Source organism: Buchnera aphidicola (Cinara pseudotaxifoliae) (assembly GCF_900128595.1).
In the GTDB taxonomy this organism is placed as follows: Bacteria; Pseudomonadota; Gammaproteobacteria; order Enterobacterales; family Enterobacteriaceae; genus Buchnera_F; species Buchnera_F aphidicola_J.
The window spans coordinates 1-14,302 of record NZ_LT635893.1; the positions used below are offsets into that span (position 1 = coordinate 1).

At 24.6% G+C, this 14,302-nt stretch carries 11 protein-coding genes and 1 tRNA gene; 8 read left to right on the forward strand and 4 right to left on the reverse strand.

Annotated elements, in window-relative coordinates:
• Positions 1–123 precede the first annotated feature (123 nt).
• Complete coding sequence (gene mnmG / locus BUCIPSTX3056_RS00005) at positions 124–2,016, forward strand: tRNA uridine-5-carboxymethylaminomethyl(34) synthesis enzyme MnmG (protein ID WP_075474444.1); 1,893 nt, start codon at positions 124–126, stop codon at positions 2,014–2,016.
• A gap of 132 nt (positions 2,017–2,148) precedes the next feature.
• Here the strand turns inward: mnmG and gyrB are convergent, their stop codons facing one another.
• The 3 genes from gyrB to BUCIPSTX3056_RS00020 form a co-directional block, all read right to left on the reverse strand.
• A complete protein-coding gene (gyrB, locus tag BUCIPSTX3056_RS00010; protein ID WP_075474445.1) occupies positions 2,149–4,560 on the reverse strand; it encodes a DNA topoisomerase (ATP-hydrolyzing) subunit B in 2,412 nt (803 codons plus the stop codon).
• A 67-nt stretch (positions 4,561–4,627) separates the two neighbouring features.
• The gene (gene dnaN / locus BUCIPSTX3056_RS00015; RefSeq protein WP_075474446.1) at positions 4,628–5,734 is read right to left on the reverse strand and encodes a DNA polymerase III subunit beta; all 1,107 of its coding nucleotides are present in this window, start codon (positions 5,732–5,734) and stop codon (positions 4,628–4,630) included.
• Positions 5,735–5,745: 11 nt separating this feature from the next.
• Positions 5,746–6,837 carry a DnaA ATPase domain-containing protein gene (locus BUCIPSTX3056_RS00020; RefSeq protein WP_331712098.1) on the reverse strand — a complete coding sequence of 364 codons (1,092 nt, stop codon included), beginning with the start codon at positions 6,835–6,837 and terminating at the stop codon, positions 5,746–5,748.
• 582 nt (positions 6,838–7,419) lie between these two features.
• Between BUCIPSTX3056_RS00020 and rpmH the strand changes: the two genes are divergently transcribed.
• From rpmH to mnmE, 4 genes are all read left to right on the forward strand, one after another.
• Complete coding sequence (rpmH, locus tag BUCIPSTX3056_RS00025; RefSeq protein ID WP_075474448.1) at positions 7,420–7,554, forward strand: 50S ribosomal protein L34; 135 nt, start codon at positions 7,420–7,422, stop codon at positions 7,552–7,554.
• Between the two features lie 24 nt (positions 7,555–7,578).
• Positions 7,579–7,950 (forward strand): ribonuclease P protein component, encoded by a 372-nt coding sequence (rnpA, locus tag BUCIPSTX3056_RS00030; protein ID WP_075474449.1) that lies wholly within the window; start codon positions 7,579–7,581, stop codon positions 7,948–7,950.
• 793 nt (positions 7,951–8,743) lie between these two features.
• A complete protein-coding gene (gene yidC, locus BUCIPSTX3056_RS00035) occupies positions 8,744–9,607 on the forward strand; it encodes a membrane protein insertase YidC (protein ID WP_075474450.1) in 864 nt (287 codons plus the stop codon).
• Positions 9,608–9,683: 76 nt separating this feature from the next.
• Complete coding sequence (mnmE, locus tag BUCIPSTX3056_RS00040; protein WP_075474451.1) at positions 9,684–11,048, forward strand: tRNA uridine-5-carboxymethylaminomethyl(34) synthesis GTPase MnmE; 1,365 nt, start codon at positions 9,684–9,686, stop codon at positions 11,046–11,048.
• 35 nt (positions 11,049–11,083) lie between these two features.
• Here mnmE and BUCIPSTX3056_RS00045 read toward each other — a convergent pair.
• Positions 11,084–11,156 (reverse strand) — tRNA-Phe (locus tag BUCIPSTX3056_RS00045).
• 394 nt (positions 11,157–11,550) lie between these two features.
• Between BUCIPSTX3056_RS00045 and BUCIPSTX3056_RS00050 the strand changes: the two genes are divergently transcribed.
• From BUCIPSTX3056_RS00050 to efp, 3 genes are all read left to right on the forward strand, one after another.
• Complete coding sequence (locus BUCIPSTX3056_RS00050) at positions 11,551–11,844, forward strand: co-chaperone GroES (protein WP_075474452.1); 294 nt, start codon at positions 11,551–11,553, stop codon at positions 11,842–11,844.
• A 51-nt stretch (positions 11,845–11,895) separates the two neighbouring features.
• A complete protein-coding gene (gene groL / locus BUCIPSTX3056_RS00055; protein ID WP_075474453.1) occupies positions 11,896–13,548 on the forward strand; it encodes a chaperonin GroEL in 1,653 nt (550 codons plus the stop codon).
• A gap of 161 nt (positions 13,549–13,709) precedes the next feature.
• Positions 13,710–14,279: an elongation factor P gene (efp, locus tag BUCIPSTX3056_RS00060; protein ID WP_075474454.1), complete on the forward strand. Its 570-nt coding sequence runs from the start codon at positions 13,710–13,712 to the stop codon at positions 14,277–14,279.
• Positions 14,280–14,302 lie beyond the last annotated feature (23 nt).

Sequence of the window (14,302 nt, forward strand, 5' to 3'; positions counted from 1 at the left end):
GTATGAATATATGAATATATAAATAAATAAGTTTTTAAGAAAAAAATGCATAATAGTACGAATATGTAAACAAATAAATTTGTAGATATATAAAATATTAATTAAATATTTTAGGAAAAAGAAATGGTTTTTTATAAAAAATTTGATATTATTGTAATTGGAGCAGGGCATGCTGGTACAGAAGCTGCTTCTGCTTCGTCAAGAATGGGTCATAAAACTTTGTTGTTAACACATAAAATTAATACTATTGGAGTACTTTCATGTAATCCAGCAATTGGAGGGCTAGGAAAAAGTCAATTAGTAAAAGAAATTGATGCAATGGGTGGTTTAATGGCTAAAGCAACTGATTTTTCAGGCATTCAATTTAGAATTTTAAATTCAAGAAAAGGTTCTGCTGTACAGTCTACACGTGCGCAAACAGATAGACTTTTATATCAAAAAAAGATACAGTATTTTTTAAATAATCATGATAATCTGACAATTTTAGAAGCAGAAGTATCAGATTTAATTATTAAAAATTATCAGGTTTATGGTGTTTTAACGTGTGATGGAAATTATTTTAGTAGTTCTGCTGTTATATTAACTGCTGGAACTTTTTTAAATGGAAAAATGTATATTGGTTCTAAGACTATATCTGGAGGTAGACGAGGTGATTTAAATTCATCAATGTTAGCTGAAAACTTAAAAAAATATTTCTTTAGAACAGGACGTTTAAAGACAGGTACTCCACCTCGTTTACATGCTAAAACAATTAATTTTAATAATTTGGAAAAACAAAAAGGAGACATTCCTACTCCTGTGTTTTCTTTTACAGGATGTATTTCAGATCACCCCAAACAAGTTTCATGTTATATTACGTATACAAATATAAGTACACATAATATAATTAAAGATAACTTACTCTACAGTCCTATGTATAGTGGTTCTATTCAGGGAGTTGGTCCTCGTTATTGTCCCTCCATTGAAGATAAAATAGTTCGATTTCCTGATAAATCTCGTCATCAAATATTTTTAGAACCTGAGGGTATTAATAGCGATATAATTTATCCAAACGGAATTTCTACTAGTCTTCCTTTTTCAATACAAAAAAAAATGATTCATTCAATTTCAGGATTAGAAAAATCAGAAATTGTTCATCCTGGATACGCTGTAGAATATGATTATTTTGATCCTAGAGATTTAAAAATAACATTAGAATCTAAAATTATTAAAAATTTTTTTTTGGCTGGCCAGATTAATGGAACTACTGGTTATGAAGAAGCTGGTGCTCAAGGTTTAATTGCAGGCATTAATGCTGGACTATTAGTTCAAAATAAGGACCCTTGGTTTCCTAAGAGGAATGAAGCGTATATTGGTGTGTTAATAGACGACTTATGTAATAAAGGTACTTCCGAACCTTATCGTATGTTTACTTCACGAGCAGAGTATCGATTGTTGTTACGAGAAAGTAATGCTGATGATCGCTTAACAAAAATTGGTTATAAACTTGGTTTGGTTACTTATGAACAATGGATGCTTTTTTCTAAAAAAAGAGATAAAATTTTACAAGAATGCGAACGATTAAAAAACATTAAAATTACACCTCAGGCAATTTTTTCTTTTTTTAAAAACAAAGATTTAGATGTTACTTTAAAAAAAGATTGTTCTGCTTTTGATTTTTTACGTAGACCACAAGTTACATATGATATTTTAATGGATTATCTTGATCAAAATATATCTAATAATCATGTTGTTAAAAGCAGGACAGTTATACAAGAAATTGAAACACAGAGTAAATATTATGGATACATTAAACGTCAAAAAAGAGAAGCAAAAAGAAATATACGATATGAAAATGTAAAATTATCATCTATAAAAGATTATAAAAATATTATAGGTTTATCAAATGAAGTAGTTATGAAATTAAATGAATATCGTCCCTATTCTCTAGGACAAGCTTCGCGTATTCCCGGTGTTACTCCAGTAGCAATTTCTATATTGCTTGTTTTTTTGAAAAAATATAATTTTGGTATGTAATTTTTTTAATATGAAATTTTTGAATATGTATTTATGATATATTTTGGCAGGTTTTATTTGCTTTATTTCCTGCCGAAAATTGATGAATATATGAATTTTAAAATTTATATGTATAATGTGTATGATGTACTTTTATACATCAATATTTTTTGCATATAAAGCATTTTTTTTAATAAATTCTTTTCTAGGTTGTACTGTATCTCCCATTAAGGTACTAAATAATTGATTAGCTATTTTGGCATCTTGTATAGTTATTTGTAACATTTTTCTGGTTTTAGGGTTCATTGTAGTAGTCCATAGTTGTTCGGGATTCATTTCTCCTAATCCTTTGTATCGTTGGATATTGATGAATTTTTTTGTTTCTTTTATTAATATGTTAATTGCATCATCTAAACTTGTAAATACAAAGAATTTTTTATAAAATTTTATATGTGCACAATTTTTAATCATGTGATTAATTTTTTTTATAAATTTAACAAGCATTGTATATTCTTTTGTTAAAAAGAAATTATATTTTAAATGATATAAATGAAAAAATTTTTTATTACTAATGTTTAATATTGGTTCATATTTTTTTTGATTTTTCTTTATATAATAAGAATATATGTTTTTGTTATTAGAATATATTTTTTTTTGTAATTGTTTTATTAGTTTTTTAATCCACAGTTTTACATGTTTTTTATTATTTAAATTTTTTAACGGAATGATATAAATCATAGCTTTATATATAAATGATGGTATTTTTTCATTTATAGAAAGAAAATGTTTATTAAGTTTTTGATATTCAAGCATGATCTGGGAAAATTTTTTTTGATGGTATGTTTTTTTGTTTTTCGGTTTATATATAATATAACTATTTTTTTGTATAAATTGATATTGATAAGAATACAGTGCTTTTGAATTTTTTAAATATTTTTCTTGTTTTCCGTGTTGTACTTTGTACAGTGGTGGTTGAGCAATGTATATATGTCCTTTTTCTATTATTTCTGGCATTTGTCGAAAGAAGAATGTTAGTAGTAGTGTTCTAATATGTAATCCGTCTACATCTGCATCTGTCATGATAATAATAGAATGATATCTTAATTTTTTGAGATTATATTCTTCTTTTCCAAAACCACATCCTAAAGCAGTAATCAATGTGATTAATTCTGAAGATGTTACTATTTTTTCAAAACGAGCTTTTTCTACATTTAAAATTTTTCCTTTTAATGGTAAAATGGCCTGGTTTTTTCTATTTCTTCCTTGTTTTGCAGAACCCCCAGCAGAATCACCTTCTACTAAATATATTTCCGATAAAAAAGGATCTTTTTCTTGACAATCAGATAATTTTCCAGGCAAGTGAGATGTTTCTAATGATCCTGTGCGACGAGTTATTTCTCGAGCTTTTTTTGCTGCTTCTCTGGATCGTGCTGATTGTACAATTTTTGTAACAATAATTTTTGCATCTCTGGGATGTTCTAATAAAAAATTCATTAAGTGTTCGTTTAATAATTTTTCAACTATAGATTTTACTTCTGAAGATACTAATTTTTCTTTTGTTTGAGAGGAAAATTTTGGGTTAAACATTTTAATTGCAATTAAAGCTGTTAGTCCTTCCCTTGTATCTTCTCCAGTAACTGTGATTTTATTTTTTTTGTTTGATTTTTCTTTTTCAGAAAAACAATTTAATGTTCGTGTTAATGCAGCTCGAAATCCTGATAAATGGCTGCCTCCGTCTTGTTGTGGTACATTATTAGTAAAGCATAATATTTTTTCTTGAAATGTTGTATTCCATTGCATAGCAATATTTACTTCAATGTTTTTTCTTTGTTTTTTAAATATAAAAATTTTTTTGTGTATTGGTTTTTTTTTTCTGTTGATTTTTTTAATAAATGATTTAATTCCTCCTTTGTGAAAATATTGAAATTTTTTTTGATTCTTAACATCTTTTAGTTTTATTAATAGATTAGCATTTAAAAATGATAATTCTTGTAATCTTTTTTGTAAAATTTCATATTGAAAAGTATTGTGGTTAGTAAAGATATTTTTATTAGGCCAAAATCGGATTTTTGTTCCTTTTCTTTTTGTAGTTCCTATACATGATAATGATTTTTTTGGATTTCCATTAAAATATTTTTGATGATATTTTTTTTTATCGCGATAAATGTATAATTCTAATTTTTCAGATAAAGCGTTTACTACCGAAATACCAACACCATGCAAACCGCCAGAAACTTTATATGAGTTATCATCAAATTTTCCTCCGGCATGTAACATAGTCATAATAACTTCAGCCGCAGATATTCCTGCTTCTGGATGAATATCTACAGGTATGCCTCTTCCATCATCTCTTACGGAGACAGAATTATCGTAATGTATGATTACCTCGATTAAATTACAATGTCCTGCTAAAGCTTCATCTATCGAGTTGTCTACCACTTCAAATACCATATGATGTAATCCTGTACCATCGTCGGTATCTCCAATATACATACCCGGGCGTTTTCTAACTGCATCCAATCCTTTTAATATTTTTATATTAGATGAAGTGTATAAATTTGACATAGATCATCCTTTTTTTAGTAATAACTGATATATTGATTTATATGAAAATTTTATTTTTAATTAAAAATTATAGTTTTAAAGGCATAATTATATACTTAGTTTCTTTTTGTGTTTTTGATTGAATTTGAATACTTGAAACCGGAGTATTAAAAATAATATTGATTGTAGGAGTGTTTAATGCATTTAAAACATCCAATAAATAAAAAACGTTTATAGAAAATGAAACTTTTTTTTGTTGATAATTGATGTGAAAGGAATCATATGATTCTTCATCATCTTGATTATTTGATGTTATCTTTAACAAGTTTTTTGAAAAATTTAAAAAAACACCTTTAAAAGTAGTATTACATAAAATGGATGTTTTTAATAATGATTCTTTTAATTGCTCTGTAGGTAGTAAGATAGAGTGTGTATTTTTTTTTAGTATTACATCATGATAATTAGGAAAATTACCATTTAATAATTTTGCTATTAATAAGATTGTATTAAATTGAAATGAGATGTAATGGTAGTCTATTGTTATGGATATTAAATCAGTCGAATAGGTCAATAATCTGTTTAATTCTAATATAGCTTGTTTATTAATGATGACGGAAAAAGTAGATATGTCTGTGTTTAAGAAAATTGAATACATAGACAATCTATGTCCGTCAGTTGTAACGTTATTTAAATAAGATTTTTTATATTCAAGTAGCATGCCGTTTAAAGGGTTTCTTACATCATTATGTGCTATAGAAAAATAAATTGATGAAATGATTTTTTTTAATATTTTTTGTGAAATAAAAAATTTTTTTGTGTTTTGAATTTTTTTGAATTTTGGAAATTTTTTTTGTGACAAAGTATTTAATTTAAACAAACTATTAAATATTTTAATATGCATTTTTTTGTTAATTAATTGAAAATGTAATTCTGCGTTGCTTTTAATGTTACGGCAAATATTAAGTATTTTTTTTCCAGATATTGTAATACATCCTGATGTATAACAAGTAAAATATTTTTTATGTATATAAGTATGTAATTCGATTTCTAATGTAGAGCTAGTTAATTGTAATATATTTTCGTTAATTTTGATAACTACGTTTTCTAATATTGGAAATACGGTGTTTTTAGTGATAATTCTATTAATTATTTTAAAAGAATTTAAAAAATCATTATTTTTAATTTTGAATTCCATATTTTACGTTTTTAATTGATTAAATAAGTATAAAAAATCGCAATAAATTTTAGTTTTTTTTTTTTTGAGTAGTTAATTTTTTTGCAAGCATGTAATACAGTAGTATGATTTTTTTTACCAAATATAATTCCTATTTTAGAATAGCTACAGTGAGTTAATTTTTTTATTAAAACCATAGCGATTTGTCTTGGTTCTACAATAAATTTTAGTCTTTTAGAAGAAATCATATCTGATATTTTAATGTTAAAATAAGTAGCAACTTTTTTTTGAATTAAATGAATGTTTATATGTTTTTTTTTTTTTTTTATTAATTGATTTATTTGTTTTTTTATTAAAGTTTTTGTCATTTTTTTTTTATTAAACATTAATTGAAAATGTATTTTTTTTAAAAAAAATACTAGTATTTTCATATTAGAACATTTTTTTTCTGCAATATATTTTGCTATTTTATATGTTAATTTAATATTGTTTTTGTGAGCTTTATTTAATAAAATATGCATTTTAGTTGTTAATTCAGGTGGATTAATTGATATAATTAATCCTAATTGAAACTGAGATGGAAAATTTTGTAGTATTTTATTTGTTTGATCTATATAAAAATTTGCAGTTAATACAATTTTTTGATTTTTTTGTAAAAATTTATTTAATATCTTAAACAAGATTTTTTTTATTTTTCCTTTATAGAAAAAATACTGAATATCATCTATTAATAATATTTCTACAGAATTATAGTAATTTTTTAAATGGTTTATAGATTTGTTTTTTAATGAGTATAGTATATTACGAATAAAATTTTTTGCATGTATGTAAATTACTTTATGATTGTGATTTTCTATTAAAATTTTGTTTCCTATAGCATGAAGTAAATGTGTTTTTCCACATCCAGTATTTCCAGATAAAAACAATATATTGTAAATATTTTTTGAACTTTTAGTGAATTTGTATGCTGAATAACGAGCTAATTGATTTGATGTGCCTTCAATAAAATTATTAAATTGATATTTAAGTTTAATACCGTTTTTTAAGAGTAATTTTTTTGATATTTTTTTTTTTTTGATAGTTTTGATAATCTTTTTAATTTTTAATTGTTTAGTTATATCAATTTATTATTTTTTGATGTTAAAATTTTTATATAAATATACTTTATTTTGCTAAATAGCTATTAGTGATATATTTAGTATAATGATTTTTATATTTTCTGATATTTTATATTGTAATTAATATATATAAATGATGTTTTAAATTGTATATGCATAATTGTATTTTTTTAATTCATTTTTTAAAAAGTATCAATTTTCTGAATTTTAGTAGTAAATACTGTTTTTGTAGATATATTAAAAATGTATATAGATAGTAGATAAATTGTATTATTATTTATAATATAGTTTAATGATTTAAATATCTTAATTATATTTAAAAATAAGATGAGTGATCATGATTTTAGTTTTTTTTGATATTAATGATATGTTGATTTTTTTTAGATTGTTTATTTTTATATATTTTTATAAAAATATTATTATAATAATATTTTAATTTGTATTAAAATATTTATTAGTAAATCTAATTTAATCAAATGAAACACGTTATTATTTATCATGATATAATTATTACATAGTATACAGATATTTTATTGTTTAGCTAATACATACTTACATGTATTATTTTTATAAAAAAGGAATGTTTATATGAAACGTACGTATCAACCATCTAATATTAAACGTAATCGTACACACGGATTTCGTGCTCGTATGTCATCTAGAAGTGGTCGAGATATTCTATCACATAGACGTTCAAAATTACGTTCAGTTTTATGTGTATAAAACAAGTTTACAAAATTAGTAAATATGTCACAATTTTCTTTAAAAAAAAAATCACGTTTATTATTAAACGCTCAATTTCAATATATTTATAGTAAAAATTATAAAATTCATACAAAGAATTTTTTAATGTTTATGTACATAAATTATTTACAATTTCCTAGATTAGGGATTTCTATTCCTAAAAAAAATGTTGCGCGATCACATGATCGTAATCGAGTTAAACGTCTTATTCGAGAAAGTTTTCGATTAGTACAACATAACTTATTATTTATGGATTTTATTATAATTGCAAAAAAAAATATTCATTTATTAAATAACGAAACAATATTTTACTTTTTAAAACAGTTGTGGTCTTATAAAAATAAAGATAATATTTTGAATATAAATAGATTATAACATAAATTTATATATCATCAATTTATGATATTTTATTTTTAATTTTAAATAATGAGAAAATTTTATGATATATTTGAAACGTATTTTTTTTATAATATCTTGTGTTTTTTTCTCTTTTTTAATATGGAACTTTTGGAATACACATGCTTTTATAAATCAAAATAATTTAAAGATAAATAATCTTATGCATAAAATTTATGATATTACTAATGTTAGTAATATTTAATTTTTTAATATACTAAATTATTTAATCTTGTCGGATATTAGTTTATTTAAAATTAAAGCAGTATTGTTAGATACATTCAAATATAGCGATTTTGTAAATAAAAAATATTAATAAATATTTTTTAAAAATACAAAAATTTTTTATAAGGTTGTTGGAGAAATATTAAATAAAAATGATTTTAATATTATAAAAATATACAATTGTTGTAGTATGTAGTAAATTATTTTTTTATGTAAAACTGTTGTTTGATTTTCAAAAAATATTAAAACAGAAAATTTTTTTATGATTTTTTTCTTTCATGTAAATTAATTGTTTAGCGTGCTGTTTGTACAGCATTAGAATAGATTAAAATGTCTTAAATAATAATCTGTATTTAATATATAATTTTTTATGGAATATATTATAAGAAATTTTTAAACAAGTATTTTTTTTAAATTTTTTCATACATAAAGAATTATTATAAAGATATTTTTTTAATAATTATAGGCATTATCATGGATATCATGGTAATAATATTTAGTGTAGAAAAATACATATATCGCAATTAATACTAACTGGATAAGCATAATGCACAGAAAATTTTTAACAATTTGGATTCCTCATATTTATAATCAGTTTGTTATTTATTTTAATAAAATTAATAACAGTATTACATTAATTAGGTTATTATCAAAAATATATCATTTTCAATTTTATTATCTTTATAAAATTTTTAGTAATACATGGTTTAGCGCTAATATAAAAAATATTATGCTATTTTTTTCAAAAAATTTACAATTTATAGCAAAATATGGTAATTTAAAGATAATTTCTTATCCTATTTTTAAACTACTGATCTTTTTTTATGGTTTCTTTCATAATTGGGGTATAACTATTATTTTTGTGACTATTTTGATAAAGACGATTATGTATCCATTAATTAGATTACAATATATATCTATGTTGCACATGCAAGCCTTACAACCCGAAATACAAAAAATAAAAAATCAATTTTGTGATGATTCTCGTGTAATAAATAAAAAAATTTTATTTTTATATAAATCCAAAAAAATTAATCCTTTTTTTAGTTTTTTATCTATGATGTTGCAGGTACCTATATTTTTATCATTTTATTATATATTGATTTCTGCAACAGAATTACAGCATGCACCGTTTTTTTTATGGATTAATGATTTATCTAGTTATGATCCACATTATGTATTACCGATTTGTGTAATTTTCAGTGTTTTATTAACTCAATATCATGAATTAAGCTATGATAATATCGTGAAACAGAAAAATTTTTTATGTATTATGCCAATTTTATGTACTTTTTTTTTATTTTGGCTTCCATCTGGTTTAATTTTATACTATATAACTAATAATTTAATGACTTTTTTACAACAATGGATTATACGTAGGAATTTTTTTAAAGATAATAAATATAATTAATAATATTTATATAAATAAAAGTTAATTTCTAAATTAAAAAGAATAACTTTTTGTTTTTGTAGAGCATAAAAAAAGTATGATATTTAATGAAACTATTGTGGCCCCAGCCACTGCATTTGGTCGTTCAGGTATTGGAATTATAAGAATTTCTGGTTCTTCTGTCTTAAAAATAATAAAAAAATTTTTAAAAATTTCAATGAGAGAACGTTTTGCACATAATGTATCATTTTTAGATTTTCGTGGAAATATTATTGATTACGGTATTGCTTTGTTTTTTCCTGCTCCTAATTCATTTACTGGAGAAGATATTTTAGAATTTCAAGGTCATGGAAATCCAGTTTTATTAGATATAATTGTAAAAAATGTAGTTCGTATGAATAATGTCCGTATAGCACGTCCCGGTGAATTTTCAGAAAGAGCTTTTTTAAATAAAAAAATAGATTTAATTCAAGCAGAAGCAATTAGTGATTTAATACATGCAGAATCTAAATTATCAATACAAGCTGCTTTACGTTCTTTATCTGGTAGTTTTTCAAAAAAATTATGTTTTATTATTGATTTATTAAAAATTTTTTATTCTAAAATAGAAGCTATTATCAACTTTTCTGACGAAATTGATAGTTCTGATGAGCGTTTAGATTTTAAATCTGATTTAATCAAAATTATTATGTTGTTGAAAAATTTAATGTATACAGCGCGAAAAAGTTATTCTCTACAGAAAGATATAAAAATTGTAATTACTGGGCCTCCTAATGTAGGTAAGTCCAGTTTATTTAATTTTTTATCTGATCGAAGAGTTTCTATTGTTACAGATATTCCGGGTACTACACGTGATTTAATTTGTCAAAATATATGGTCTAATGGAGTATGTTATGAACTCATTGATACTGCTGGTTTGCGTAAAAGTCAAGATTTGATTGAAAATATAGGTATACGGTTAGCTAAAAAAAGTGTTCGTAGTTGCGATCATATTTTTTTTATTTTAGATATTACCTATAATCAAAAAGAAAACAATGAAATTATATTAAAAAGTATTAAAAATTTACGTATTAATCAAAATATTACATTTATTTTTAATAAAATAGATCTTATTAAACAAAAACCGCGATTAGAAATCATACATCAGAAGTTTCAGTGTATTTATTTATCAGTTAAAAAACGGTCAGGATTAAGTAGATTAAAAAAAATAATTAATGTAATTTTATGTTCTAAAAATAATATTGAAAATGTTTTTTTGGCACGACGTAGACATGTTTTGGGATTGGAAGAGTCTTTAAAATATTTACTAGAGGGAAAAAAAGAGTGGTATAAAAACAATAATATCGAATTTTTTTCAGATAATATACGTTTATCAATGAATTGTTTGTTAAGTATCACAGGTCAGTTTAGTAATGATGATTTATTAAATAAAATTTTTTCTGATTTTTGTATTGGAAAGTAAAATATTTGTTATAAATAAATATGTCTATATAAATATGCCCGGAGGCGGAATTGAACCACCGACACGGGGATTTTCAGTCCCCTGCTCTACCGACTGAGCTATCCGGGCATTAAAATGATTAAACATCAAAACGTTTGTTTTGTCAATATTTTTATAAAATAAAATTTTTAATCTTTTTAAGTGGTACTGTTATGATATTATGTTTTCGAGAATATATAGGTTGAATTATTAGTAGACTATTATATGAGATACGATTTGTTTTCTTAAAAATATATTAAATAATTATGTTTTTAATACCATTTATATATTAGATGTAAACTTAATATTTTTTTGATTATCTGATATTTTTTATTGAAAAAACTAAATAAAAATTAAATACACCCCTTGAAATTCAAGACATAGGTCCATATATTCTTAAAACATAAGAGTATATTAAGAAAATATTGATTGCTCATTGGTTATGTAACACGATAACAAGCATTTTACTAGAGAGGATCATATTATGAAGCTTCGTCCATTGCACGATAAAGTGATTGTTAAACGTAATGAAGCTGAATCAAAATCTGCAGGTGGTATTGTTTTAACTGGATCTGCAGCTGGAAAATCTACTCGAGGAGTAGTTTTATCAGTAGGTAAAGGTCGACTTTTAGATAATGGAATTATTAAAAAACTAGATGTAAAAGTTGGTGATGTTGTTATATTTAATGAAGGTTATGGTGCAAAAACTGAAACTATTGATAATGAAGAAATATTAATTCTAACTGAAAGTGATATTCTAGCTGTTGTAGAAGAATAATAATTTCATAATCATATTAACTGATAATTTTAAATTTTGAGGACATTTTAAATGGCAGCAAAAGATGTAAAATTTGGTAACGAAGCTCGAATTAAAATGCTTCGAGGTGTTAATGTTTTAGCTGATGCAGTAAAAGTTACGTTAGGTCCTAAAGGTAGAAATGTTGTATTAGATAAATCTTTTGGCCCACCAAGTATTACTAAAGATGGTGTATCTGTAGCACGAGAAATTGAATTAGAAGATAAATTTGAAAATATGGGTGCTCAGATGGTCAAAGAAGTTGCTTCTAAAGCAAATGATGCAGCTGGTGATGGAACTACAACTGCAACTTTATTAGCGCAATCTATAGTAAATGAAGGTTTAAAAGCGGTAGCTGCAGGAATGAATCCCATGGATTTAAAACGAGGTATTGATAAAGCAGTTATTCATGCTGTTGATGAACTAAAAAAAATATCAGTTCCTTGTGCTGACTCAAAAGCAATTACTCAAGTAGGTACTATTTCTGCTAATGCAGATGAAAAAGTTGGTAGTTTAATTGCTGAAGCTATGGAAAAAGTTGGTAATGATGGAGTAATCACTGTTGAAGAAGGTACAGGTTTACAAAATGAATTAGAAGTAGTAAAAGGAATGCAATTTGATAGAGGATATTTATCACCTTATTTTATCAATAAACCTGATACTGGATTAGTAGAGTTAGATAATCCATATATTCTAATGGCAGACAAAAAAATTTCTAATATTCGCGAATTATTACCTATTTTAGAATCAGTAGCTAAATCTAGTAAACCATTGTTAATTATTGCAGAGGATTTAGAAGGAGAAGCTTTAGCAACTTTAGTAGTAAACTCTATGAGAGGAATTGTTAAGGTTTCTGCAGTAAAAGCGCCTGGTTTTGGTGATCGCAGAAAAGCAATGTTACAAGATATTTCGATTCTTACCGGTGGTTCTGTTATATCTGAAGAATTAGCTATGGAATTAGAAAAATCTTCTTTAGAAGATTTAGGTCAAGCAAAACGTGTAGTCATTAGTAAAGATGCAACTACTATTATTGGTGGTAACGGAGATAAAAATAGCATTAAAGGTCGTATTAATCAAATTCGACAAGAAATACATGAAGCTACTTCTGATTATGATAAAGAAAAACTAAATGAACGTTTAGCAAAATTATCTGGCGGTGTAGCGGTATTAAAAGTTGGAGCTGCAACCGAAGTAGAAATGAAAGAGAAAAAAGCTCGTGTAGAAGACGCTTTACATGCAACTAGAGCAGCAGTAGAAGAAGGTGTTGTACCAGGAGGAGGAGTTGCTTTAGTAAGAGTAGCAGAAAAAATTTCTCGTATTAATGGTCAAAACGAAGATCAAAACGTAGGAATAAGAGTTGCTTTACGTGCTATGGAAGCTCCTTTACGTCAAATTGTTGCAAATTCTGGCGAAGAACCATCAGTGGTCACTAATAATGTAAAAGATGGACGCGGCAATTATGGTTACAATGCAGCTACTGACGAGTACGGAGACATGATAACCTTTGGTATTTTAGATCCTACAAAAGTTACTAGATCTGCACTACAATATGCAGCTTCAGTTGCTGGATTAATGATTACTACAGAATGTATGGTTACGGATCTTCCTAAAGATGAAAAATCTTCATCTGATTTAAGTACTCCTCCAGGTAATGGTATGGGTGGTGGTATGGGTGGTATGATGTAGATTTTTTGATTTTATAGTAATTAAAAACGTTACTACGGTAAAAATAACAATAATTTAATTATATTATTTATTATTGCACGTATACCGATAGTCTCCTTGTTCTCTTTAATATTTAATTATGAGAACAAGGGATTATATTTCTATATTTTGAGATATATGATATGACAACTTATAGCGGTACTTCTTTAAAGTCAGGATTAAAAATTTTAATAAAAAATCAACCATATGAAATTCAATATAGTGAATTTATAAAGCCAGGAAAAGGACAAGCGTTTGTTAGAATTAAGTTAAAACAACTATTAACTGGAAAAATTTTAAGCAAAACCGTTAAAGCAACAGATGTTTTTTATTCTACTGATGTTACAGAAATTTCTACATTGTATTTATATAATAATGGATTTATTTGGACATTTATGAATAAAAAAAATTTTGAACATATTCATGTTTTAAAAAAATTTTTGTGTGGATGTGAAAAATGGTTAATAAATTCTTCTGTTTGTAAAATTATGTTATGGAATAATTCTCCTATTTCCGTTCAAATTAATACATTTATAACTTTAAGAGTTCAAGATATTGATATTGCAATAAAAGGAGATACGATTAATTCCGTTAGTAAACGAGTTGTCGTAGAAACAGGTGCTTCTATTCAAGTGCCTTTGTTTATTAAAAAAGGTGATTTTATTAAAATAAATACTCGTCTTGGAAAATATATATCTCGTATAAATTATTAATTTGATAGTTGTGATTTTTTTAT